The sequence below is a fragment of the Shewanella sp. MTB7 genome, from assembly GCF_027571385.1.
Taxonomy (GTDB): Bacteria; Pseudomonadota; Gammaproteobacteria; order Enterobacterales; family Shewanellaceae; genus Shewanella.
On record NZ_CP085636.1, the window covers coordinates 3302419 to 3326049 of the forward strand.

A 23631-nucleotide genomic window follows, 5' to 3' on the forward strand; every position below is an offset into this window, starting at 1 on the left:
TAGTTCCCCTTTACTCACACATCAATATTTAACAACAAATTAACATTGTTGGCAATACTGATTCACCGAGTACTGTAAAAGGCTACCAAAGAGACCGTGAAAGAAATGTGAGTTTACTGTCCCCATTAACACCATGATGAAAGAAAGAAAGAAAGAAAGAAAGAAAGAACGAATAATATAGAAGAGTCATTTGAATTGCGTTTTAACGTAAAATAATTAACCCTTTTCTATTTTTAGTCCGTTTATAACGTTAAATGATCAATATTCTACTTATGTACACTCGGAGATTTCATGCTGACAGTTAGTTCTACTTTAACAACTAAACGTATTATCGCATCAACAGCACTGGCCATTTCATTGTTTTCATTCAATTCGTTGGCTACAAGCCCAGTACAACCAAGCGGACAGAATCAAAATATGATAGTTGCTCAAACTTTCACCCCAACGAACTATAAAACTTTTGATGATACTAAAATGTTTCCAGCTCCAAGCCAGGGAATGGAGCAACATATTTTAACTCTGCCTAAATTGGATAATGAAACCGACTACATTGTGGAGATACAGATAGGGGAAACACGGTTAGTAGACTGCAACAAACACGGCTTATCCGGGAAGCTTATAGAGCACACTGTAAAAGGATGGGGATATAATTACTATCAGGTAGACCATATCAATCCAGGTCCAAGCACTAAAATGGCTTGTTTTGATAAAGCAAAAACGGAAGCGTTTTTATCAATACCTGGTGAACTAAAAATTCAGTATGATAGCCGCTTACCAAAGGTTTTCTATTTACCGCTAGGTAGCGAACTCAGATACCGCGTCTGGAGTGTTGAGAGCGAATTTAGCTATTCGATGGCAAAATAAAACGCCAAAGTCCCCAAAACGAGATAAACAAAAAAGGCGACCAAATTGGTCGCCTTTCTTTTATTTCACCCATTTACTCTGAGTGAATTAGATACCACTAATCGCCTCTTTACAAAGCTGAGTAATACGAGCCCAATCACCCTGCTCCATCGCATCAGTTGGAGCGATCCAGCTACCACCAATACAATCCACATTGTTAAGTGCAAGGTAATCTTTATAACTGCTTGGCGTAATGCCACCTGTTGGACAGAAACGGATATCCGCTAACGGACCAGAAAAAGCCTTAAGTGCATTAACGCCACCCGATGCTTCTGCTGGGAAAAACTTAAAGTTAGTGTAACCCAGTGACATACCCGTCATCACTTCAGAGATACTTGCAACACCAGGAATTAACGGCACAGTGCCATCCATTGCTGCTTTAAGTAAACTCGGCGTCGCACCTGGTGTAATAATAAACTGAGCACCGGCATCGACGGCTTGCTGAAGCTGTTCTTCATTTAACACAGTGCCTGCACCAACTAACGCCTCAGGTACCTCTTTCGCGATCTTGGTGATAGCTTCTAATGCGCAAGGAGTACGTAACGTCACTTCCAAAACACTGATCCCACCTGCAACGAGAGCCTTGGCTAACGGTACAGCATCTTCAATCTTATTGATGACCATAACAGGAACAATGGGGCTACGATCAAAAATATCTTGTGCTTGTAACGACCAGTTATTCTTAGACATTGAGATATTCTTCCTAATTAATAGTTTTCATCAATGGCACTGGTGCAACGCGCACCAGTTTCCGGACTACTTAAATTTGAACGTAATGCACCGAACAACTCTCGGCCCATTCCATAACTTGTGTTGTGCAAATCAACTTTTTCAGCGACTCTCGATTCAATCTCCGCTTCTGAAATCAAAAGCGTTAACTCACCCGTTTTCGCATCGACACGGATCATATCGCCATTTTGAATTTTAGCGATTAAGCCGCCATCTAAGGCTTCTGGCGTCAGGTGAATAGCGGCAGGCACTTTGCCCGACGCACCAGACATACGGCCATCGGTCAGCAAAGCAACCTTATAACCACGATCTTGAAGCGTACCTAATATCGGGGTTAATTTATGCAGTTCTGGCATACCGATAGCTTTAGGACCCTGCCCCTTAACAACCACGACGCAATCTTTATCAAGTTCGCCGGACTGGAACATCCCATCCAGTTTATTTTGATCATCAATCACCACCGCAGGTGCTTCAACGAAACGATGTAGTTCATCGACTGCAGAGACTTTAATCACAGCTCGACCTAAGTTACCTTTCAGTAATTTAAGACCACCGTTTATTTGGAAAGGCTCGCTGACTTTAGTCAATACTTCAAGGTCTAAGCTATCTTCTGGACCTTCAACCCAAATCACGTCACCATCTATCAGGCGTGGCTCTTTGGTATATTTACGCAGACCATAACCAGCAACAGTATTGACATCTTCATGCAGGAGACCTGCATCAAGCAGTTCCTTAATCAGGAATGCCATACCACCAGCGGCATGAAAGTGATTAATATCAGCATGTCCATTAGGGTAAACGCGAGCAATTAATGGCACCGCATCTGAGAGTTCTGAGAAATCATCCCAATTGACTATAATACCGGCAGCACGAGCAGCAGCAACGATATGCATCGTCAAGTTAGTTGATCCACCCGTTGCCAGTAGTGCAACAATACCGTTAACGATCGATTTTTCATTAACGACTTCACCAATTGGGGTGTATTGAGTCCCCATTTCAGTTAAACGACACACTTGCTTAGCCGCTGTTTTATTTAATGCTTCACGTAGTGGATCATCAGGATTAACGAACGATGAGCCCGGTAACTGCAGCCCCATCACTTCTAACATCAATTGGTTACTGTTAGCTGTACCATAAAAAGTACAGGTACCTGCACTGTGGTATGACGCAGATTCAGCTTCAAGCAGTGCGCTGCGATCAACCTTTCCTTGGGCAAACTGTTGACGAATACGAGCCTTTTCTTTATTCGGAATACCTGATTTCATCGGGCCGGCTGGCACAAACAACATAGGTAGATGGCCAAAACTCAAGGCTCCAATCAATAGGCCTGGAACAATTTTGTCACAAATACCCAGTAATAAAGCGCCATCAAACATGTTGTGTGATAAACCAATTGCTGTCGACATGGCAATCACTTCGCGGCTTAGTAAACTAAGCTCCATCCCAGGCTGCCCTTGCGTCACACCGTCACACATAGCCGGAACGCCCGCTGCTACTTGAGCAACACTGCCCACTTCAGCACAGGCTTGCTTTAGCAAGTCTGGATAAGTTTCATATGGCTGATGGGCCGACAACATATCGTTAAACGCTGTAACAATACCAATATTGGCTTTAGTTAGCGCTTTAATCGATTGCTTATCTGTAGGGTTACAAGCGGCAAAGCCATGAGCGAGATTACCGCAACTCAGTGAGCTACGATGAACACCATAATTCTTAGCTTCATCAAGTGCAGCTAAGTACTTTGCTCTGGATTCTTTACTGCGACCGATAATTCTATCTGTTACTGCTTGGACTACTGAATGCATAACTTCTCCTTAAGCGCTCCAATAAACATCGACAGGTGTCTTGTGTTGACCTAAGACTGCCCTGATCGGCATGCTATTAGCATCTTCATTTTCAAGCGCTCGACGGTAAACGGCTAACTTTTGTTCACCGACAATGTGCAAATAAATTTGACGACTGGCTAGAATCGCCGTTTTGGATAAAGAGATACGTGGGTTTGGCGCTGATTCTGGATTAACGGCAACGCATAGTTTGTCCGTCGACAGAGCCAATTCAATCTCTTTCGAGCAAGGGAACCATGAACAGGTATGACCATCATTGCCCATACCTAAAATCACCACATCAAATGGACGTGGAAAATGCGCTAACTGTTCAATGGCCATATCACCCCCCTCTTCAGGGCTTGAGAACATATTCTTTAAACCACAAAACTTCGCGTTCGCCGCTCTGTTTTGTAAAAGATGGGTCCTGACCAGTTTTTCATTAGAGTCATCAGATTCACCATCGACCCAACGCTCATCGGCTAAGGTGATATAAACATCACTCCACTCAATAGATTTATTACTGAGTAACTGAAATAACTTGATTGGAGTAGAGCCACCAGACACAACCAAGCTAGCCTTGCCACGATTATCAACCGCCTCTTGCAACTGCTGTGCAATACGCTCCGTTAGTTGGGCTTCTAACGCGTCTTTGTTATCAAATGATTTAAACACACTTTCTTTAATCATCATTTCTCCTTACTCGTCCCAAGAACGGCCATCTTTAGCAATCAATGCAACCGATGCTACAGGTCCCCAACTGCCCGCTGGATAAGGTTTAGGTTTCTCGTTACTCTCTTCCCAAGATTGAATAATCCCATCAACCCAAGTCCATGCCTGCTCGACCTCATCACGCCGTACGAATAACGCTTGATTGCCTAACATTGCCTCAAGTAACAAACGCTCATAAGCATCAGCAATTCGTTCATTTTTAAACGTTTCAGTAAAACTTAAATCAAGTTTGGTCGTTTGAAGACGCTGCTTCTGCTCCAGTCCAGGCACCTTATTCATCATTTGAATTTCGACACCTTCATGGGGCTGAAGACGAATGGTCAATTTATTGGGTGGTAGAGTACGATAATTAGAGCGATATAAGTTATGAGGTGGATTTTTAAAGTAAACCACGATTTCAGAACTCTTAGTTGGCATGCGTTTACCACTTCGAAGGTAAAATGGTACGCCAGCCCAACGCCAGTTGTCTATATCGACGCGCAGAGCCACAAAGGTTTCTGCGTTTGATTGGGTATTAGCCCCCTCTTCTTCCAGATACCCTGGCACTGGCGAGCCTTTTAAGAAACCAGAGGTGTACTGACCGCGTACGGTATTTTCGTAAATATTGTCCAAGTTAATTGGACGAAGTGACTTAAGTACTTTTACTTTCTCATCACGAATACTGTCAGCATCAAGGTTAACAGGTGGATCCATAGCAACCAGTGTCAGAACTTGAAGGAGATGGTTTTGGATCATATCTCGCATCTGACCCGCTTTATCGAAATACCCCCAACGACCTTCAATTCCCACCTCTTCAGAGACCGAGATCTGTACATGATCTATGGTTCGATTATCCCACTTAGAGGCGAACAATGAATTAGCAAAGCGCAGTGCGATAAGATTCTGAACCGTCTCTTTACCCAGATAGTGATCTATTCGATATACCTGATCTTCGTTGTAGAAAGCAGCAACTTGATCATTAATCACTTTCGAAGATTTGAGATCTGAACCAATAGGTTTTTCGAGGACGACACGTGAATCGGATTGAATGAGGTTTTGGTCGTGAAGACAGCGACAGATATCACCGAAAATAGAAGGTGGGGTCGCGAAGTAACTGACCATCACACGTTTACTCGGTTCTAACAGTTCATGAAAAGCCTGATAGCCTTCTGAGTCCGTAAAGTTAGTGCCTATATAGTGACAACGAGTTAAGAAACGAGCCAGAGTCTCTTCACAGAGTTCCTCTTTAACAAACTCCAATAAGGCTTTGATGACTAATTCATTAAACTCTTCATGGGTAAAAGCATCCTTAGCAACACCAATAATTTTCGTATCAATGTTAAGTAAACCAGCCTTATCCAATTGGTATAAAGAAGGCAGTAATTTACGACGAGCCAAGTCACCTTTAGTTCCAAACAGTACAAAATCACACGCTTTGGCTTCTGGTGTTGTTATGCCCATAACTTCTCAATCTCCTATCATCGCGGTGTCCCATCGAATCGATGAGGATTCACATATTTGTTGTAATATAACAACAGAATTTAGTAATTGCATCAAAATTCTGCAAAAAAACAAACTGACTGAACTAGGCATTCCTATCGATAATCTGATATGCTTTTCGTGATTAAATTACTATATATAGTAGGAAGTTTTACCAGTTCACTAATTATAATTCGTCATACAGGTCTAGTTTCCTCTATTTAGAAACTTTCGAAAATGACAAAAAAAGAAAAATATAATTACATTACTTTCGAGTGGATATACGCATATGAATACCCTAGAAAAGGTTCAAAAAAGCCTTACACATTTTAGTAAATCAGAGCGAAAAGTAGCTGAGGTTATTTTAGCCTCCCCTCAAACCGCGATCCACTCTAGTATCGCAACATTGGCTAAAATGGCAGATGTGAGTGAACCGACAGTCAATCGCTTCTGTCGCCGACTAGATACTAAAGGTTTCCCTGACTTTAAACTTCACTTAGCACAAAGTTTGGCTAACGGTACCCCCTATGTAAGCCGACATGTTGAAGAAAATGACACTCCAGAGTCATACACAACAAAAATCTTTGAATCTTCAATGGCTTCCCTTGATACTGCAAGGCAAAGCATTGATACCGGTGCCATCAATAAGGCCGTTGATATACTCACTCAAGCCAAAAAGATCTCCTTCTTTGGCTTAGGAGCCTCAGCATCGGTTGCCCATGATGCTCAGAATAAGTTCTTCCGATTTAACGTGCCAGTGATCTGCTTCGACGACGTTTTGATGCAGAGAATGAGTTGCATCAACAGCGGAGAAGGAGATGTCATTGTACTCATTTCTCACACGGGCCGCACTAAATCAATGATAGATATTGCCCGTATCGCAAGAGAAAATGGTGCAGCAGTAATAGGGCTAACGACACGTAACTCTCCGCTGTCCTATGAGTGCACGTTACCAGTCACATTAGAAGTACCTGAAGATACAGACTTATACCTACCAATGGCCTCTCGTTTAGCACAATTAGTAGTCATTGATGTGCTGGCAACCGGATTCACTTTACGCCGCGGACCACGTTTCAGAGAAAGTTTAAAACGTGTTAAAGAAGTGTTAAAAGAGTCTAGGATCGACAAAGATTCAATACTGTAACTGAATTTCCTCCCCTAAGTGGCAGTACAACTTTCTTATTACTGCCATAATTCTTCTCTAATTTAGCTTAACTTCACATATTTTATATCTTGCTCTAGATCATTTTGTTTGTAATTTTCCTACAAAAACGCCTGTTCTCTGTTAATATAGTGTCAGAATTTTTAAACTTATCGGAGTATTCCATGTTCCGCAGAACCAAAATTGTAACCACTCTAGGTCCAGCAACTGACCGCGATGACAACTTACGTCGTATTATCAAAGCTGGTGCAAATGTCGTTCGACTCAACTTCTCTCACGGTTCACCAGAAGACCACCTTAAACGTGCAGCAGATACACGTAAAATTGCAAAAGAACTCGGTGTTCATGTTGCTATTCTTGGCGATCTTCAAGGTCCAAAGATTCGTGTATCTACGTTCAAAGACAACAGAAAAGTACACCTTAGTTTAGGTAATAGCTTTATCTTAGATGCTGATCTTGAAAAAGGTGAAGGCGATGAGAATCAAGTTGGTATCGACTATAAGGAGCTTCCTAATGATGTAAACCTTGGTGACATCTTGATGCTTGATGATGGCCGAGTTCAACTGCGCGTCGAAAAAGTAGAAGGTAATAAGGTACACACCATTGTGACCGTTGCGGGTCCTTTGTCTAATAATAAGGGCATCAACAAGCAAGGCGGTGGTCTATCCGCTGCGGCACTAACTGAAAAAGATAAGCGTGACATCATCACTGCCGCTGAAATTCAAGTTGATTATCTAGCGGTTTCCTTTCCTCGCTGTGGTGCAGATCTTAACTATGCACGTGAACTCGCCGTTGCAGCTGGCAGCAATGCATTGATTGTCGCTAAAGTTGAGCGCGCCGAAGCCGTTGCAACAGATGAAGCGATGGATGATGTCATTCTTGCATCTGATGTTGTAATGGTTGCTCGTGGCGATTTAGGTGTTGAAATTGGTGACCCAGCGTTAGTCGCTGTTCAGAAGAAATTAATCAGCCGCTCTCGCCAGCTTAACAAGAGTGTGATCACTGCGACTCAAATGATGGAATCAATGATCACCAGTCCTATGCCTACACGTGCTGAAGTGATGGATGTGGCTAACGCTGTACTCGACGGTACTGATGCTGTCATGCTTTCAGCTGAAACCGCTGCCGGTGACTTCCCTGAAGAAACCGTTAAAGCCATGTCTGACGTCTGTCTTGGTGCTGAAGCCCACCCCAGCGTACAAGTGTCTAAACATCGATTGGATGAAAGCTTTGATTCAGTTGAAGAAACTATTGCATTGTCGACTATGTATGCAGCCAATCATCTAAAAGGCATTAAGGCGATTGTAGCCTTAACTGAGTCAGGTGCTACTGCACAGCTTATGTCACGGATCAGCTCAGCCTTACCCATTTTTGCTCTATCTCGTCATGAAGTCACGTTAGCCAAAATGGCGATGTACCGTGGCGTTAAGCCTGTGTATTTTGATTCGACCAATGTTAGTGCCGATGACGTTGCACGCAAAGCATTAGAGACACTTGCTACGTCTGGTGATCTAAACAGCGGCGATATGGTGCTAATGACTAAGGGCGACTCAATGGAAACCATTGGTGGCACCAATACTTGTAAAATATTAATTGTAGCATAATGACTTTTTAGTCGTTGCTCATTAGATCAGAAAAAGGGTTCGCTTCGGCGAGCCTTTTTTATACGCTAATTATCATGGAAATAACATTAGCCTCAGTAACAATACGAATCTAGCTCGATTTGATCAATAAAAAAGGACGCTAATGCGTCCTTTTAATTCTATCAATTTTGAACTCTTATCTATAAGGTTTCAAAATCATCGACATTGATTGCCGCGAGTCGTAACTCATCAGCCTTAAGCACAACCTTTAGCTCATCTTGAGTAATCACCATGTTTTCACAAGCTAAATTAAACAACTCAAGATTGACGAGTTTTTTAGAGAGTCCCCCTTCACGTTGAGCTGTTTTAATCTTCTTATGAATTTGACGACATGCATATTGTGCTTTAAATGCATCTTCAACTTCGGTGATCCCGCCTTTATCTTGCTCGAAATCAGGACATAGGAATGTCAGACGATCACGTGCAGGACCAGGCTTCATCATGCCGCTAACCAGTTCCGTCGTCATCTTGTCGCTGGCACCATTAAAGTGGTTACCAATCGGAAAGATTAAGGCTCTCATCACCCAAGCAACTGGACGATTAGGGAAATTACGCAGCGCCCCATCGAGTGCCTTAGCCGCATCTTGAAGTCGAGTTGCCATCACAAAACGTACGGCTGGAAGATCATCATGCTGACGTCCATTATCTTCAAACATCTTTAACGTCGCAGAAGCAAGATAGAGCTCGCTCAATACATCTCCCATACGCGCCGAAAGCATCTCTTTGCGTTTAAGATCGCCGCCCATGATCAACATAGAAAAATCGGTCATGAGTGCCAATGCAGCTGAAAGTCGAGTCATGTTTCTGTAGTACTGTTGTGTTTCACCACTGACTGGAGACTGATTAAAACGACTCCCTGTCAAAGCACTAAAGAGTGAGCTAAACGCATTTCTAGCCGCATAACCAATATGGCCCAGTAACAGCGAGTCAAAACGCTCTAATGCTGCGCACGAGTCTTCCATCGCGGCAGTTTCCATCTCAGCAAGTACATAAGGATGGCAACGAGTGGCTCCTTGACCGAATATCATCAAACTGCGTGTCAGGATATTCGCCCCTTCTACCGTAATTGAAATGGGATTAGCCATATAAGCATGGCCTAAATAGTTTTTAGGTCCTAGCTGGATCCCCTTACCTGACTGGATATCCATAGCATCGTTAAGTACATCACGGCTCATCTCTGTCATATGGTATTTGGCAATCGCAGTGACAACAGAAGGTTTGACCTTAAGATCGATGCCTGTGGTGGTGAGTCGTCTTGCTGCCTCTAACTGATAGGTGTTGGCGATAATACGCGCAAGTGCTTCCTGAACACCTTCAAATTGACCAATCGAGAGCCCAAATTGATGACGCACATAACTGTAAGCGGTGGTGGTTTTTGTTGCTGTATGTCCAGCTGCAGTTGCCAAGGCTGGAAGCGATATCCCACGTCCTGCAGACAAACACTCAACTAACATGCGCCATCCACGACCTGCAAATTGTGGCCCTCCAATGATCCAATCAAGAGGAATGAAGACATCTTTCCCTTGTGTGGTGCCATTCATAAAGGCCATATTCAATGGGCTATGCCTCCGACCAATCACCACACCGTCATGATCAGTTGGAATTAAAGCACAAGTAATTCCAAGTGCCTCTTTATCACCTAACAGACCGTCAGGATCTTGCATCTGAAAAGCGAGGCCTAACACTGTCGATACTGGCGCTAAGGTTATGTAACGCTTATCCCAATTGAGCCGTAAACCTAACACCTCTTCACCTTCAAATTGTTGGCGACAGACCACTCCAGTATCAGGTATGGCGCCAGCATCACTGCCTGCTTCTGGACCTGTTAAAGCAAAACAAGGAATGGCTTCACCAGAAGCGAGTTTAGGTAACCAGTGTTCTCTTTGCTCTTTAGTACCATAGTGAGTCAACAACTCTGCTGGGCCAAGAGAGTTTGGCACCATCACCGTCACCGCTGCACTCACACTGCGACAGGCTAATTTGCCGACTATCGTGGAGATGGCATACGCAGAGAAAGCTTTACCTCCGTATTTTTTAGGAATCATAAGCGCAAAAAAACCCTCATGTTTAAAATATTCCCATAACTCTGGAGGGAGATCTTTACGATTTTGAACGATATCAAAATCATCAATCATGGTTAATGCTGTCATGACCTGATTTTCAATAAAATCTTGCTCTTCAGCGGTCAGCTTCGGCTTACCATAACTGTGCAAGGTTTCCCAATTAGGTTTACCTCGAAATAACTCCCCTTCCCACCATACATCACCCGCTTCCATGGCCTCTTTCTCAGTATCAGAAAGAGGTGGAAGTACTCTTTTGAAAAACGAAAAAATTGGACGCGTAATGAACTGCATCCTGATACTTTTTACACCAAAAAGCACAATAATAACCAGCAGTGCAAGGATAAATACAGTCATGGTTTTACCTTTTAAATAACACCTTAATTAACCGGTACTGACACACCGGCAGATAGATAGGGAATAACTTTACGAATAACGGCTTCGATATCATTATGTTCATTAAAGTCCGCAGCTGCAATCTCTGTTAACGCATCAGCAGATGCCATAGTGAAAACAACCGTACCTAAGGTAAAGTGCAAACGCCAAAACATCTCAGCTGGAGGAATATGAGGTGCACTCTCAGCCACGGCTTTAACGAATAGGGTTAAATGTTCACCATAATGAGTGGTGATAAACCAGCGAAGATGACCCTGACTTTCAATATAGCCACGCCCTAAAAGCTGCAGGAACGTACGAGTCCCTTCCGTTCTTAATTGATTTAAGTCTAACAGCGGCTCAACAAGTGCAGAGAAAATATCATTCAATGATGCGGCTTTATCTGAATCTTGCAGTTTAACAATTTCCGCCGATGCAACCGGCATAAATACATCCAGATAACGAGCTAAAACCGCTCTGATTAACTCTTTCTTTGAACCAAAGTGGTAGTTCACTGAAGCAAGGTTCACTTCAGCTTTACTGGTTATCAAACGTAACGAGGTTTCAGAAAAGCCTCGTTCTGCAAATAATTTTTCCGCAGCATCCAGTATTCTTGTTTTCGTATCGGATCGATTTGCCATTCCGTTGCCTTCCTAACTCTATTTAAAACACTCGTTTAAATTAAACACTGCCACACTTTTTGTCAAACTAAATTAACTGTCAATATATCGCTACGGGGTGGAAAACTCTCACAGATATGGCTTTTATAGCCATGAGCTATTAAATCTCAAATTTTACGTTAAAATACTCAACACAAAAATAACAAGGAATATGAATTAATGAAACTTTCTACTATTCGGCTTGCTAAGCTATCATTGCTGATAGCCTTATCCTTATGGGGTTCAGCATGCCAAAAAGTGCAATCAGACGAGAGCACTTCTAGCGAAGCTCAAGTGGCTGATGCAAACACCTTCATCGAACAATCCGAGCAAACCTTGAGTGAACTATCCATCGAAATTAATCGCTCTGAATGGATCTATAATAACTTCATCACTCAAGATACCGCAGCCTTATCGGCTTCTGTCGCCGAAAAGCATACAGCAACGTCCGTGAAACTGGCCACGTTGGCAGCAAACTACACCGATCTCCCGCTCAGCAATGATAATCTGCGTAAGCTTGGTATTTTACGCAGTGCACTTGTATTACCCGCTCCACTTGATCCAAAGAAAAACGCAGAGTTAGCCGCAATTAGTGCTGAACTTAATGGGCTTTATGGTAAAGGTAAGTACTGCTTTGATGATGGCCGCTGCCTGACACAACCAGAACTCTCCGCCATCATGGGAGAGTCACAGGATCCAGCGACGTTATTAGAGGTGTGGCAAGGCTGGCGCGAAATAGCTAAACCTATGCGGCCACTATTTGAAAGAGAAGTAGAGCTCGCTAACGAGGGGGCCCAAGATCTTGGCTATGCCAACCTTTCAGAGTTATGGCGTAGCCAATATGATATGAAACCGGACGAATTTTCAATTGAACTTGACAGACTCTGGGATCAAGTTAAACCCCTGTATGATTCACTACACTGCTATGTTCGCGGTGAGCTCAATGAAAAGTACGGCGATAAAATCGTCCCTAAACAGGGCGCCATACCTGCTCATTTGTTAGGTAATATGTGGGCTCAAAGTTGGGGCAATATTTATGACCAAGTGGCACCTGAAGATGCAGATCCCGGATATGATGTGACTCAACTCCTTGCAGCCCAGAATTACGACGAAATTAAGATGGTGAAACAAGCTGAAAATTTCTTTAGTTCATTAGGATTTGAAGTATTACCCGACACTTTCTGGGAACGTTCTTTGTTTGTTCAACCTAAAGATAGAGATGTCGTCTGCCATGCATCCGCGTGGGATCTTGATGACAAAGATGATATTCGAATTAAGATGTGTATTCAGAAGACAGCTGAAGATTTCACCGTCATCCATCACGAGTTGGGACACAATTACTATCAACGAGCCTATAAAAACCAACCCTTTATTTTCAAAAATAGTGCTAACGATGGTTTTCATGAAGCCATAGGAGACACCATAGCCCTCTCAATTACACCGAGTTACCTTAAACAGATTGGTTTACTTGACCAAGTCCCTGACGCATCAAAGGATATTGGCTTACTGTTAAAACAAGCGCTGGACAAGGTGGCCTTTATGCCATTTGGCTTGATGATAGATCAATGGCGCTGGAAAGTATTTAGCGGAGAGATAACACCAACTCAATACAACCAAGCCTGGTGGGAATTAAGAGAAAAATACCAAGGGGTTAAATCACCGACAAGTCGTGACGAAACCTATTTCGATCCAGGAGCTAAGTATCATGTTCCGGCCAATGTACCCTACACACGCTACTTCTTAGCTCATATTCTACAATTCCAATTCCACAAAGCGTTATGTGAAACTGCCGGCAATAAGGAACCCGTACACCGTTGCAGCATCTATGGTAATAAAGAAGCAGGTAATCAACTAAATACCATGCTTGAGATGGGACGCAGTCAACCTTGGCCAGAGGCTTTAGCCGTAGTGACTGGCAGTAAAGAGATGGATGCCACAGCTGTACTCGATTACTTCGCACCATTACAAACTTGGCTAAATGAGCAAAATGCTCAAGCAAATAGACAGTGTGGTTGGTAATGTTAAATTGTAATGTGTATCAACATAATCGTTAATAGATAAAATCAATAAGCGTTAAGCATAAATTTGTTAGCGCTTTTTTTATTAACCAAATCCTCATGCTTGAACAACACACAAAGTAAAACTTATAACCTTATAAAATTCAATAAACTAAGCCGATCACATTATTACCGATGAACTAGCAATCATTTGAATTAATTTGTGTTCTCAATCACTATGATAAAGCTAAAACACCTAACTTTTATCAGTCAAATATCCCTTAACTGCTGGTATTCTCAGTGGTTAGACACACTTTGTTAATAACTAAAACTTTAGTTCATCATGCGCTTCTATTATAGTAACGTCAGTAATCCTTGATCTGAAACCATCAATGCCTTTTATTAAATTTACCAACACTTGTATTATTATATTCTTTTCTATTTTATCTTCAGCCTCGGCAAGCTCAGAAGATAATGTGGCGTTAAATCAATTTTATACCCAATTTACTCAAGCTTTTGAGACGCTAGATGCTCAAAAAGTCAAAAATATCTATGCTGAAGATGCCTGTTACATTCCCGAAAGTCAAAGCAAAGAGATCACCATGGGCCGAGATAATATTATAAAAGTGTATCATGATTTTTTTGGGAAAATTAAACACAAGGAAGCACAAATAGAGGTTGATTTCAGAGTATTAGATAGACAAGTTGAAAATAATAATGCGACTGACATCGGATACTATTTGATCCGTTTTCACCCATCTTTAGATGCAGAAGAGCCTATAAGCGAATTTGCTGGTAAGTTTGTCATTGTCTCTAAAAAGAAAAAAGATGGTAAATGGTATCTCACTGTTGATACCAACAATCGTTCTGAACCCTCTTTTTACTACGATGCAAAACCAATTCCAAACCTGTATTATGGCCATCATTTCTCCCCATTAACTACAGCAAAGAATGACAACTGATTTAAATATAATATGCCCTTGTGGTCAAAATATTAATAACAAGACCGCCCTATACACTCATTGCTGCGCTCCCTATCACCAAGCAAGCGCCATTCCTGTAACCCCTGAGCAGCTAATGAGGAGTCGGTATAGCGCCTTTGTCACCCAAGAGTACGATTACTTAATCCAAACTCATCACCCTGATTTTTTAAACGGTTTAACCGTTAACCTTTTGGCCGAAAGCGAGGAGCCTCACTGGCTTTCTCTACAAATCATCTCGACCCATACTCAGGGGATATCTGGCCAAGTCTGTTTCCAAGCTTGGTACCGTGATACAAGTGGTCTTGATGCAATTAATGAGTGTTCACAATTTGTTTGCGAAGATGGCAAATGGTTCTATACACAAGGGAAACAAAAAGCAGCCGTTTACCCTAAAAGAAATGAAGTATGTTTATGTAACAGCGGGAAAAAATATAAACAGTGCTGCCTTGTTTAACATCGCAGTTTACCACTCTCCTATCAATGATCACACTCAAGTGAGTAAGCGATTCAGCTTACTCAAGATTTTATGCAACTATTTATCTCTGTTAACTATCGAAACAATATAAGATGATGGCAGGCGATTAAAAACAATGACTCGCTCCCATTCAATGACCAAGTAGTCAACGATTATGAACTTAAATACCGTTCTCTAGCTGAAAAATCATTTTTTCAGCACTGTACGCAAAACTAATATTTAAGGTCACTATTTCATTTTCAACCTTTATTACACTTTCAACACCATCAAAGCGGGCTTTTGCCTTTACAGAAATGACTTCTGCTTCAGCCTGCGCTTCGGAACCTGTAAATGAGACCGTTAGCAGTGTGTCATGTTCATCAATCACGGCACCTATGTCTGCATAACTGCCACAGTCAGTACAAGTATCATTAACTAACGCTGATTGAGATTCTTTAATGTTTTTCATTATCTGTTTATCCATGAATTTACGTATTTAAGCATTATACGCTATTCACGCTTAAGCTTTGTATCAATAAGCTTAAGGTAAATCACAAAATGAAACATGAGTTATACCAATCAGTATAAGAAAGTGATCTACTCAGTGTGGCTTTTGGCAAGCTAATTCAAGGCGAATGGATGACGGAATGGTTATTCCCTTGTGAGTTCATTCAACGCAGAAGTAGGTAGCCAAAAACACACCCAAAGGGCGAGTTTTAGCGCTTCTGATGCTGTGTTAACGAGCTTAAACGTAGAACAACTATGCTTCTCACTCGTTGCCTTACCTCAGAAGCGCTAAAATCTCGCTGAGCGATCACATCTTTATACTGATTGGTATTAATACTACACTAGGGCACGACTCATCTGCCGTTGCTGATCTAATTGATCAACAAAGTGGCTATTTAGCGAGTCATAAATCTCTGACTTAGCTGTGCCATTGTATTTCTGTCTTGTTAAATAGTCACAATTAGCTAAAACCTTCTGCATCGAAGCTGACTTATTGCCTCTGATCACTAATGCTTCCGGCGATAATGCTTCTAATAATTGAAATGCCCTAGCGCCATTTTGTACAAACACAATACTATTATCTCTCGGCAGTGGCTGAACGGTTAAATCATTAACTAGCACTTGTTTCTCTGGTAATTCAAACTTAGCACGCAGTGCTATCTCAGGATCAATGGCATCGCCTTGCAATTGAAATTGAGCCATGTCTCGGGCATCGGAAGATAAAAGAGCCAGTAAAAGAGCAAACTCTCCTCGCCTGTCATTATCGATAGCATGATTAAGACGAGTCCCCAGTTGTGACTCATTGATTAAGACAGCACTTGGTCGCATAAAAAAACATCACCAAAACAACTCGTTGATAGTTAATCGACCACTTGATACATAACTTTAGAAATTAATTAAAATAGGGTCTTTACAGTATCACCGTTTGTGACTATTATTGCCGCCGCAAGTGAGGAGGGGTTCCCGAGTGGCCAAAGGGATCAGACTGTAAATCTGACGGCTCAGCCTTCGAAGGTTCGAATCCTTCTCCCTCCACCATTTGCATAAAAGTGTTACAAGTAAAAGTGATAATAAAGATTATTCGTGGAGGGGTTCCCGAGTGGCCAAAGGGATCAGACTGTAAATCTGACGGCTCAGCCTTCGAAGGTTCGAATCCTTCTCCCTCCACCATCTTTAATCTTTCGATTCATGAATGATAGAAAAAGCTGTACGTTACAAAAAAATAATAGGTAAATGTGGAGGGGTTCCCGAGTGGCCAAAGGGATCAGACTGTAAATCTGACGGCTCAGCCTTCGAAGGTTCGAATCCTTCTCCCTCCACCACCTCTTATTTCAGCAACACCCTAGTGTTGTATAGTGTTATACCGTTTAAATTTACACCGTAAAAATAAGTAATAGAAAATGTGGAGGGGTTCCCGAGTGGCCAAAGGGATCAGACTGTAAATCTGACGGCTCAGCCTTCGAAGGTTCGAATCCTTCTCCCTCCACCACTTTCTATAATTTAACTTCATTTTCTGCATGACAAAAGCCACTCATAAAACCTACTAGTATTTATTGTCCTACTTATTCTTCTCATTGAAAACGTAAAAATCCAGCTTTCTCTTCCTACCTAAATTCTTATTCGTTACTATCAAGATAACTCCATCTAGTTATAAGAAAAATATGACGAATTCTTGGGTCAACAAGGCGATCGAAAAAATTGAATCCGACTATCAACGCAGTGCAGATACGCATTTAATTAAACTCGATATTCCTCTGCTAACAGGCATCGATATCTATCTCAAAGATGAGAGCACTCATCCTACTGGCAGCCTTAAGCACAGACTTGCACGTTCACTATTTCTTTATGGTCTGTGTAACGGCTGGATTAAAGAGGGAACGACAATTATTGAGTCCTCTTCTGGCAGTACTGCCGTTTCTGAAGCCTATTTTGCGCGATTACTCGGCCTGCCCTTTATTGCTGTCATGCCTAAAACAACGGCGAAGAAGAAAATCCAACAAATAGAATTTTATGGTGGCAGCTGTCACTTTGTCGATCATTCCAATGAAATCTATGCCGCCTCAGAAAAGCTTGCAACTCAGCTCAATGGCCATTACATGGATCAGTTCACCTATGCCGAACGCGCGACTGATTGGCGAGGTAATAACAATATTGCCAACTCTATTTTCGAACAGATGACGTTAGAGCCCCACCCTATTCCAACGTGGATCGTCATGGGTCCTGGCACCGGAGGCACATCGGCGACAATTGGTCGTTATATACGATATCAACAGCTCGAAACTCAACTTTGTGTTGTTGACCCTGAACATTCCGTATTTTATGACTATTTTACCACAGGGGATAAAACACTGACTTCTTGTCATGGCAGTAAAATAGAAGGCATAGGCAGGCCAAGGGTTGAGCCATCATTTATTCCAGGGGTCATTGACCATATGGAAAAGATCCCAGACGCAGCATCTGTCGCAACCATATATTGGTTAGAAAAACTGATAGGAAGAAAAGCTGGGCCTTCGACAGGCACAAACCTTTATGGGGTATTGAACATCGCCTCCGAGATGCTAGCGAAAGGTGAACAAGGTTCTATCGTAACCCTTTTATGTGATTCAGGAGAGCGCTATTTAGACAGTTACTACGACCCGATTTGGGTTAACAATAATATTGGGGATTTAACAAAATATGAGGCTAAACTGACACAATTTAGCCTTACAGGCAGCTTATCTTGAATGCGATTAACTTAAAACGAATAAGTTAATCGATATCTAGATATTTGTGGGTTTGTATCGAGAGGCGCCAATTACGTTCGATACAAACTCGCATTGCCAGTTCAGTTGCGCGGTCTTTCTGGCTTATCGGTTGTAAGCAGATGGTTTTACCTGCCACATCTATATCATGCAACAACACATCTAGATCGTCAATGTGCGCTTGGGTTGCCACTGGATGCTTAATCTCATTGGCGCGATTCAGTGCTTGAGATAATACAATCAGACCAGCCTTCATCTTCAGTTTAGGTGAAACCGTCACCCAGGTTTTATCCGAACACAGCACATCAAACGTGCCACTGGTTTCGATTTGTGTCGAGTAACCTGCACTATTTAACTCAACGGTCATGGCCGTTAGGTCATGTAAACACGGCTCTCCACCTGTTATCACAATATGTGATGCGGTGAATCCCTTCTGCTTCATAAAGTGAATCAATTCTGAAGTCGTGAGCTCTGACCAGCGTCCAACGGTGCCATCCACTTGGATCACAAGCTCAGGTTTAACACGGTTAGTTTCGAGTCGATCCCAAGTATGTTTAGTATCACACCAGCTGCAGCCAACTGGACATCCTTGCAGGCGTACAAAAATGGCGGGCACACCAGTATAAAAACCTTCGCCTTGGATTGTCTCAAAAACTTCATTAACCGGATACTTCATGCTGAACCTCAAATAGATTGGGCGGCATTTATAATTGATTTTTATCCGACAGGCAAGCCTAACCTGTGCCAGATAAGTGCAAAATCAATAACTCAGTGATATTTTTATGTTTGATCATTTGCAAGCTAAGCCACGTCCGTTAAAATGACAGCTGTTTATTTCAGTAAGTGATCATTATGTCAAAAGCGGTATCTAAAGCGGTAATAGTATTTAGCGGTGGACAAGACTCAACCACCTGTCTTATTCAGGCCCTCACACAATATGATGAAGTTCACGGGATCACCTTTGATTACGGGCAACGTCATAGCCAAGAGATCGAAGTTGCTGAGAAGCTCGGTAAGCAACTTGGACTGACGAGTCATAAAACTCTCGATGTTTCTATGCTAAATGAGCTCGCTATCTCAGCCCTTACACGTGACTCTATTCAAGTCTCAAATGAGCTGATGGAGAATGGTTTACCCAATACGTTTGTCCCTGGCCGTAATATCCTGTTTTTAACCCTTGCGGGTATTTTTGCCTATCAACTGGGCGCTGATACCGTGATCACTGGTGTGTGTGAAACCGATTTTTCAGGCTATCCCGATTGTCGCAATGATTTTGTCAAAGCGATGCAATCTGCATTAGTACAAGGAATGGATAGACCTTTGACCTTGTCGACGCCATTAATGTGGCTTAATAAAGCTGAGACATGGGCACTGGCTGACAAATATCAAAGTTTAAGCCTAGTGAGAGATGAAACCTTAACCTGTTATAACGGCATGATAGGCACAGGGTGTGGTACCTGTCCCGCTTGTTTACTGAGGCAAAAAGGCTTAGATGACTATTGCAACAACAAAGAGCAAGTACAAGTTGACTTGGCTGCTAAATGTCAAAGCTAACATCACTATTTGGCAAGAGTTGGCCGGTTATCGCGCTGATCTCACTCAGCGCTATTCTCCTATACTATGCCAACCTTGATAGCTTACTGGCATACCGTCGAAATGAGATTGGGCTAGGCGAGTATTGGCGACTTTTTACTGGTAACCTTCTACATACCAATGTTTGGCACCTCGTCATGAATTTAGCCGGGCTTTGGGTCATAATGCTGCTTCATCAGCAATACTATCGCTCCGTGGGTTTTTCCTTCCTTTTTGTCGCGCTATGTGGGCTACAAGGAATAGGACTTTACCTTTTTTATCCCGGGCTATTGGGTTATGTCGGTTTAAGCGGCATGCTGCATGGTTTATTTACCTATGGTGCGCTCAAAGACATCAGTGTTGGCATGCGTTCTGGGTATCTATTGCTTATCGGCGTGATAGTGAAAGTCGGTTACGAGCAGTGGTTTGGGGCAAGTGAGCAAGTTACCGAGATGATTGGAGCACGCGTTGCAACTGAAGCACACCTAATTGGCGTTGTGACCGGAATTATACTTTTCACTTGCGTCACTCTTTATCAAACCTATTTATCAAGTTTCTTTAGTAAAAAAGGACATAAAAAAGCGGAGTGAACTCCGCTATTTTTAAAACTGATCACTAGTGATTCAACAGCTTAATTTAGGATCATGCCTTAATCAATTCATCATGCAATCGTCTAACCTGATCACGTACTGCTGCAGCTTGCTCGAACTCAAGGTTTTTCGCATGCTCATGCATCTGTTTTTCTAACGAATCAATTTGATGACTAATAGTGGCAACATCTTTGACTTTATACTCTCCTTTTGCCTCAGCAATATGACGTAGGTTAGCCAGATCTATTTGATCGTACTCTTTGCCGCCAATATCCATTACATCAGTGATCTTCTTCGATACCCCTTTAGGAACGATCCCATTATCTAAGTTAAACTGATGCTGTAATTTACGCCTTCTCTCCGTTTCTCCCATAGCTCTAGCCATAGAGTCGGTGATTTTGTCGGCATAGAGGATCACTTTCCCATTGATATTACGGGCAGCACGGCCAATGGTCTGTATTAACGAGCGCTCTGAGCGTAAGAATCCCTCTTTATCAGCATCGAGAATACATACTAAGGAAACTTCTGGCAGATCTAACCCTTCTCTAAGTAAATTGATCCCGACCAGAACATCAAACACACCAAGCCTGAGATCACGGATAATCTCAACCCGTTCAACCGTATCAATATCTGAATGTAGATACCTCACCCTGATCCCATGTTCGTCTAAATATTCAGTAAGGTCCTCTGACATACGCTTAGTTAATGTGGTTACTAAGACACGCTCATTCACTTTAACGCGCTTACCTATCTCAGATAATAGGTCATCGACCTGAATACCTACAGGGCGAACCTCAAGCACAGGATCCAATAAGCCAGTAGGCCTTATCACCTGCTCAGCTATATCCCCACCGCTCTTTTCAATCTCATATTTACTCGGTGTTGCTGAGACATAGATAGTTTGAGGCATTAACGTCTCAAACTCTTCAAATTTAAGCGGTCTGTTGTCCAATGCCGAAGGTAGACGAAAACCATACTCAACCAGATTCATTTTTCTGGAGCGATCGCCTTTATACATAGCGCCAATTTGAGGCACAGTAACATGTGACTCATCGATGATAAGTAATCCATCATCGGGCAAGTAATCAAGTAAAGTCGGCGGTCCAGCGCCCTCTTCACGACCGGAAAGGTACCTTGAATAGTTTTCAATCCCTGAGCAATAACCGAGTTCGGCCATCATCTCTATGTCATATTGAACACGCTCGGTTATCCGCTGTGCCTCAACCAACTTGTTATTGTCGAGTAGCTCCTGTCTTCTGATCCTGAGTTCCTCTTTTATCACCTCCGTAGCCGCCAATATTTTCTCTCTTGGGGTGACATAATGACTTTTGGGATAAACAGTGGTGCGAGCAATTCGTTGTTTAATATGACCCGTTAATGGATCAAATAGACTTAATCGTTCAATTTCATCATCAAAAAGCTCAATACGAATGGCATTACTATCCGAATCGGCGGCAAAAATATCAATCACCTCCCCTCTGACCCGATAGGTTCCTCGCTTTAACTCGATATCATTGCGGGTGTATTGCAACTCACTGAGTCGGTGAAGTATATCCCTTTGCCCCATAGTGTCACCTTGCCTAAGGTGCAGTAACATCTTCAAATAGGATTTAGGATCACCTAAGCCATAAATAGCCGATACAGAGGCGATTAACACCACATCTTTTCTTTCTAACAGCGCTTTTGTCGCCGATAAACGCATCTGTTCAATGTGCGCATTAACAGAGGCATCTTTCTCGATGAAAGTATTCGTTGATGGTACATAGGCTTCAGGCTGATAATAATCATAATAGGAGACGAAGTATTCAACCGCATTGTGTGGGAAAAACTCTTTCATCTCACCGTAGAGCTGGGCTGCCAAGGTTTTATTCGGCGCCATAATAATCGTCGGTCTTCCTATCTTCTGAATAACATTCGCAATAGTGAATGTTTTACCAGATCCTGTGACGCCAAGTAACGTTTGACACGCTACTCCAGCCTCAATGCCTGCCACCAATTTTTCAATCGCTTTAGGCTGATCACCAGCCGGCACATATTGTGATTCAAGTTGAAAAGTTGATTCTGACACTAAATACTCTTCCTAGATAATTGTGATTCTATTTTAATCGTGTGATGGTTAAATGCTAGTAGGATCTACAGTTGCTTGAAAATTAATACGCGCGATAAGCTTGTTTATCCGTCGATATTTATTATCACTTCAACTCAATGACAAGCTAATGACACATCTCATTATGAAATTTTAAAACAACATCTAAAACAACCTATTTTGCTTCTAAAAACGCTACAAACCCGAGGAGCAATGGAATCTAATGCACAACGTGGCAGTTACAGTTCAACAACATAACCGAGTGGCAAAAAATAAGTTCTTGATTTTATCAACCTATTGTTAATAAACACTTTTAAATATCACCTGTTAAAATGTGTATTTTAAGCTCAAGCCGCTATTTCCAAGGCTTTGAAACGATTTTTTAAGCTTAACCCACAGGCTTATCCACAGATTTAGTGGATAACTCAAGCGACCCCTTATCGCACGGGACTTTAACGATGATTTTAACTACCAAGCTAAAAATAGAGAAACCATGTAATTTTACTACATTTGAAAGTTATGGAGAATATTTCATACCCATACTTCTCATGAGTAATTGTTAACGTCTAATATTCAGAGCATAAGATGTAGATCAAAACCCAGAGACTAGGTTCAAGTAGTATTTGCTAAGTTTAAGACCATATACCATTCAACATGCTAATGGTAAGTGTATTTGAGTGCTTCTGATGAAATGTCACAATAAGCCTTTTACGCTTTAAGCCACAACTTCAACTAACTAAACCCGCTATTTACTGTAAGTGTATCGGTATGAAATAGGGGCAGACTTGTATCATAACGATTGAATCTACATCATGATGAGTATTTGATGAGCACTTAACTACTTAAATACACTTTTTTTTGTCAGTCGAGTTGACTCATCATGAAGAGCGATTTAATATGCGCTCCGTCTTCAACGATGAATAGCTTTATACGATTCCCCTGTAGTTCAGTTGGTAGAACGGCGGACTGTTAATCCGTATGTCACTGGTTCGAGTCCAGTCCGGGGAGCCAAAGTTGTTTAAGTTTAAGACAATCAAGTGTTAATCTGGTGTAAGAAAGTATGTTCCCCTGTAGTTCAGTTGGTAGAACGGCGGACTGTTAATCCGTATGTCACTGGTTCGAGTCCAGTCCGGGGAGCCAAGTTTTGTACACCAAAG

General features: G+C 42.1%; 19 protein-coding genes and 6 tRNA genes. 15 read left to right on the top strand and 10 right to left on the bottom strand.

Annotated features, from left to right (window positions below):
- Positions 1-291: 291 nt before the first annotated feature.
- On the top strand, positions 292-864 hold the full coding sequence (eco, locus tag HWQ47_RS14160) for a serine protease inhibitor ecotin (protein WP_269966746.1): 573 nt from the start codon (positions 292-294) through the stop codon (positions 862-864).
- Positions 865-951: 87 nt separating this feature from the next.
- Here the strand turns inward: eco and HWQ47_RS14165 are convergent, their stop codons facing one another.
- Genes HWQ47_RS14165 through zwf form a run of 4 tightly spaced genes read right to left on the bottom strand, consistent with a single transcriptional unit; the run spans position 952 to position 5627 of the window.
- A complete protein-coding gene (locus tag HWQ47_RS14165; protein WP_269966747.1) occupies positions 952-1593 on the bottom strand; it encodes a bifunctional 4-hydroxy-2-oxoglutarate aldolase/2-dehydro-3-deoxy-phosphogluconate aldolase in 642 nt (213 codons plus the stop codon).
- A gap of 17 nt (positions 1594-1610) precedes the next feature.
- On the bottom strand, positions 1611-3437 hold the full coding sequence (edd, locus tag HWQ47_RS14170) for a phosphogluconate dehydratase (protein ID WP_269966748.1): 1827 nt from the start codon (positions 3435-3437) through the stop codon (positions 1611-1613).
- A gap of 9 nt (positions 3438-3446) precedes the next feature.
- Positions 3447-4145 carry a 6-phosphogluconolactonase gene (gene pgl, locus HWQ47_RS14175; protein ID WP_269971751.1) on the bottom strand — a complete coding sequence of 233 codons (699 nt, stop codon included), beginning with the start codon at positions 4143-4145 and terminating at the stop codon, positions 3447-3449.
- Between the two features lie 9 nt (positions 4146-4154).
- Positions 4155-5627, bottom strand: coding sequence for a glucose-6-phosphate dehydrogenase (gene zwf, locus HWQ47_RS14180; RefSeq protein ID WP_269966749.1), 1473 nt, complete (start codon positions 5625-5627; stop codon positions 4155-4157).
- Positions 5628-5934: 307 nt separating this feature from the next.
- Here zwf and HWQ47_RS14185 point away from each other — a divergent pair, with 307 nt between their 5' ends.
- Positions 5935-6789: a MurR/RpiR family transcriptional regulator gene (locus HWQ47_RS14185; protein WP_269966750.1), complete on the top strand. Its 855-nt coding sequence runs from the start codon at positions 5935-5937 to the stop codon at positions 6787-6789.
- Positions 6790-6971: 182 nt separating this feature from the next.
- Positions 6972-8411, top strand: a complete 1440-nt coding sequence (gene pyk / locus HWQ47_RS14190) for a pyruvate kinase (RefSeq protein ID WP_269966751.1) — start codon at positions 6972-6974, stop codon at positions 8409-8411.
- Positions 8412-8590: 179 nt separating this feature from the next.
- Here the strand turns inward: pyk and HWQ47_RS14195 are convergent, their stop codons facing one another.
- Both HWQ47_RS14195 and HWQ47_RS14200 read right to left on the bottom strand, forming a co-directional pair.
- A complete protein-coding gene (locus tag HWQ47_RS14195) occupies positions 8591-10867 on the bottom strand; it encodes an acyl-CoA dehydrogenase (RefSeq protein WP_269966752.1) in 2277 nt (758 codons plus the stop codon).
- Positions 10868-10890: 23 nt separating this feature from the next.
- The gene (locus tag HWQ47_RS14200) at positions 10891-11526 is read right to left on the bottom strand and encodes a TetR/AcrR family transcriptional regulator (protein ID WP_269966753.1); all 636 of its coding nucleotides are present in this window, start codon (positions 11524-11526) and stop codon (positions 10891-10893) included.
- A 198-nt stretch (positions 11527-11724) separates the two neighbouring features.
- On the opposite strand from HWQ47_RS14200, the gene HWQ47_RS14205 reads away from it, so the two are divergent.
- The 3 genes from HWQ47_RS14205 to HWQ47_RS14215 all read left to right on the top strand — a co-directional run bounded on the left by HWQ47_RS14205 (position 11725) and on the right by HWQ47_RS14215 (position 14978).
- Positions 11725-13563 (top strand): M2 family metallopeptidase, encoded by a 1839-nt coding sequence (locus HWQ47_RS14205; RefSeq protein WP_269966754.1) that lies wholly within the window; start codon positions 11725-11727, stop codon positions 13561-13563.
- A 370-nt stretch (positions 13564-13933) separates the two neighbouring features.
- On the top strand, positions 13934-14503 hold the full coding sequence (locus HWQ47_RS14210) for a YybH family protein (RefSeq protein ID WP_269966755.1): 570 nt from the start codon (positions 13934-13936) through the stop codon (positions 14501-14503).
- A complete protein-coding gene (locus HWQ47_RS14215; RefSeq protein WP_269966756.1) occupies positions 14493-14978 on the top strand; it encodes a YchJ family protein in 486 nt (161 codons plus the stop codon). Before HWQ47_RS14210 ends, HWQ47_RS14215 begins: the two co-directional genes overlap by 11 nt.
- Positions 14979-15159: 181 nt before the next feature.
- On the opposite strand, the gene HWQ47_RS14220 is transcribed toward HWQ47_RS14215, so the two are convergent.
- Entirely contained in the window at positions 15160-15447 is a 288-nt protein-coding gene (locus HWQ47_RS14220; RefSeq protein WP_269966757.1) for a DUF406 family protein, read from the bottom strand.
- Positions 15448-15821: 374 nt separating this feature from the next.
- Entirely contained in the window at positions 15822-16313 is a 492-nt protein-coding gene (locus HWQ47_RS14225; protein ID WP_269966758.1) for a VC2046/SO_2500 family protein, read from the bottom strand.
- Positions 16314-16438: 125 nt separating this feature from the next.
- Between HWQ47_RS14225 and HWQ47_RS14230 the strand changes: the two genes are divergently transcribed.
- The 5 genes from HWQ47_RS14230 to HWQ47_RS14250 all read left to right on the top strand — a co-directional run bounded on the left by HWQ47_RS14230 (position 16439) and on the right by HWQ47_RS14250 (position 18208).
- Positions 16439-16523: transfer RNA gene (locus tag HWQ47_RS14230), tRNA-Tyr, on the top strand.
- A 47-nt stretch (positions 16524-16570) separates the two neighbouring features.
- Positions 16571-16655 (top strand) — tRNA-Tyr (locus HWQ47_RS14235).
- Positions 16656-16722: 67 nt separating this feature from the next.
- Positions 16723-16807, top strand: a tRNA-Tyr gene (locus HWQ47_RS14240).
- Positions 16808-16889: 82 nt separating this feature from the next.
- Positions 16890-16974, top strand: a tRNA-Tyr gene (locus HWQ47_RS14245).
- A gap of 172 nt (positions 16975-17146) precedes the next feature.
- Positions 17147-18208 (top strand): PLP-dependent cysteine synthase family protein, encoded by a 1062-nt coding sequence (locus HWQ47_RS14250; protein ID WP_269966759.1) that lies wholly within the window; start codon positions 17147-17149, stop codon positions 18206-18208.
- Positions 18209-18233: 25 nt separating this feature from the next.
- Here the strand turns inward: HWQ47_RS14250 and queE are convergent, their stop codons facing one another.
- Complete coding sequence (gene queE, locus HWQ47_RS14255; protein ID WP_269966760.1) at positions 18234-18902, bottom strand: 7-carboxy-7-deazaguanine synthase QueE; 669 nt, start codon at positions 18900-18902, stop codon at positions 18234-18236.
- Between the two features lie 176 nt (positions 18903-19078).
- Between queE and queC the strand changes: the two genes are divergently transcribed.
- Positions 19079-19780, top strand: a complete 702-nt coding sequence (queC, locus tag HWQ47_RS14260; RefSeq protein WP_269966761.1) for a 7-cyano-7-deazaguanine synthase QueC — start codon at positions 19079-19081, stop codon at positions 19778-19780.
- Positions 19768-20388: a rhombosortase gene (gene rrtA, locus HWQ47_RS14265; RefSeq protein ID WP_269966762.1), complete on the top strand. Its 621-nt coding sequence runs from the start codon at positions 19768-19770 to the stop codon at positions 20386-20388. The genes queC and rrtA overlap by 13 nt, the downstream gene beginning before the upstream one ends.
- Before the next feature lie 52 nt (positions 20389-20440).
- Here rrtA and uvrB read toward each other — a convergent pair whose 3' ends face one another.
- Positions 20441-22456: an excinuclease ABC subunit UvrB gene (gene uvrB, locus HWQ47_RS14270; RefSeq protein WP_269966763.1), complete on the bottom strand. Its 2016-nt coding sequence runs from the start codon at positions 22454-22456 to the stop codon at positions 20441-20443.
- Positions 22457-23409: 953 nt separating this feature from the next.
- On the opposite strand from uvrB, the gene HWQ47_RS14275 reads away from it, so the two are divergent.
- A tRNA-Asn gene (locus HWQ47_RS14275) sits at positions 23410-23485 on the top strand.
- A 53-nt stretch (positions 23486-23538) separates the two neighbouring features.
- A tRNA-Asn gene (locus HWQ47_RS14280) sits at positions 23539-23614 on the top strand.
- Positions 23615-23631: the final 17 nt, after the last annotated feature.

Excerpts from the sequence above, each read along its gene's own strand:
- rrtA (WP_269966762.1), top strand. The coding sequence starts at position 19,768 with ATGTCAAAGCTAACATCACTATTTGGCAAGAGTTGGCCGGTTATCGCG.
- HWQ47_RS14220 (WP_269966757.1), bottom strand. The coding sequence starts at position 15,447 with ATGAAAAACATTAAAGAATCTCAATCAGCGTTAGTTAATGATACTTGT.
- HWQ47_RS14215 (WP_269966756.1), top strand. The coding sequence starts at position 14,493 with ATGACAACTGATTTAAATATAATATGCCCTTGTGGTCAAAATATTAAT.
- queE (WP_269966760.1), bottom strand. The coding sequence starts at position 18,902 with ATGAAGTATCCGGTTAATGAAGTTTTTGAGACAATCCAAGGCGAAGGT.
- edd (WP_269966748.1), bottom strand. The coding sequence starts at position 3,437 with ATGCATTCAGTAGTCCAAGCAGTAACAGATAGAATTATCGGTCGCAGT.
- HWQ47_RS14185 (WP_269966750.1), top strand. The coding sequence starts at position 5,935 with ATGAATACCCTAGAAAAGGTTCAAAAAAGCCTTACACATTTTAGTAAA.
- HWQ47_RS14225 (WP_269966758.1), bottom strand. The coding sequence starts at position 16,313 with ATGCGACCAAGTGCTGTCTTAATCAATGAGTCACAACTGGGGACTCGT.
- HWQ47_RS14205 (WP_269966754.1), top strand. The coding sequence starts at position 11,725 with ATGAAACTTTCTACTATTCGGCTTGCTAAGCTATCATTGCTGATAGCC.
- zwf (WP_269966749.1), bottom strand. The coding sequence starts at position 5,627 with ATGGGCATAACAACACCAGAAGCCAAAGCGTGTGATTTTGTACTGTTT.
- HWQ47_RS14250 (WP_269966759.1), top strand. The coding sequence starts at position 17,147 with ATGACGAATTCTTGGGTCAACAAGGCGATCGAAAAAATTGAATCCGAC.
- pgl (WP_269971751.1), bottom strand. The coding sequence starts at position 4,145 with ATGATTAAAGAAAGTGTGTTTAAATCATTTGATAACAAAGACGCGTTA.
- HWQ47_RS14195 (WP_269966752.1), bottom strand. The coding sequence starts at position 10,867 with ATGACTGTATTTATCCTTGCACTGCTGGTTATTATTGTGCTTTTTGGT.
- HWQ47_RS14200 (WP_269966753.1), bottom strand. The coding sequence starts at position 11,526 with ATGGCAAATCGATCCGATACGAAAACAAGAATACTGGATGCTGCGGAA.
- HWQ47_RS14165 (WP_269966747.1), bottom strand. The coding sequence starts at position 1,593 with ATGTCTAAGAATAACTGGTCGTTACAAGCACAAGATATTTTTGATCGT.
- HWQ47_RS14210 (WP_269966755.1), top strand. The coding sequence starts at position 13,934 with ATGCCTTTTATTAAATTTACCAACACTTGTATTATTATATTCTTTTCT.
- queC (WP_269966761.1), top strand. The coding sequence starts at position 19,079 with ATGTCAAAAGCGGTATCTAAAGCGGTAATAGTATTTAGCGGTGGACAA.
- pyk (WP_269966751.1), top strand. The coding sequence starts at position 6,972 with ATGTTCCGCAGAACCAAAATTGTAACCACTCTAGGTCCAGCAACTGAC.
- eco (WP_269966746.1), top strand. The coding sequence starts at position 292 with ATGCTGACAGTTAGTTCTACTTTAACAACTAAACGTATTATCGCATCA.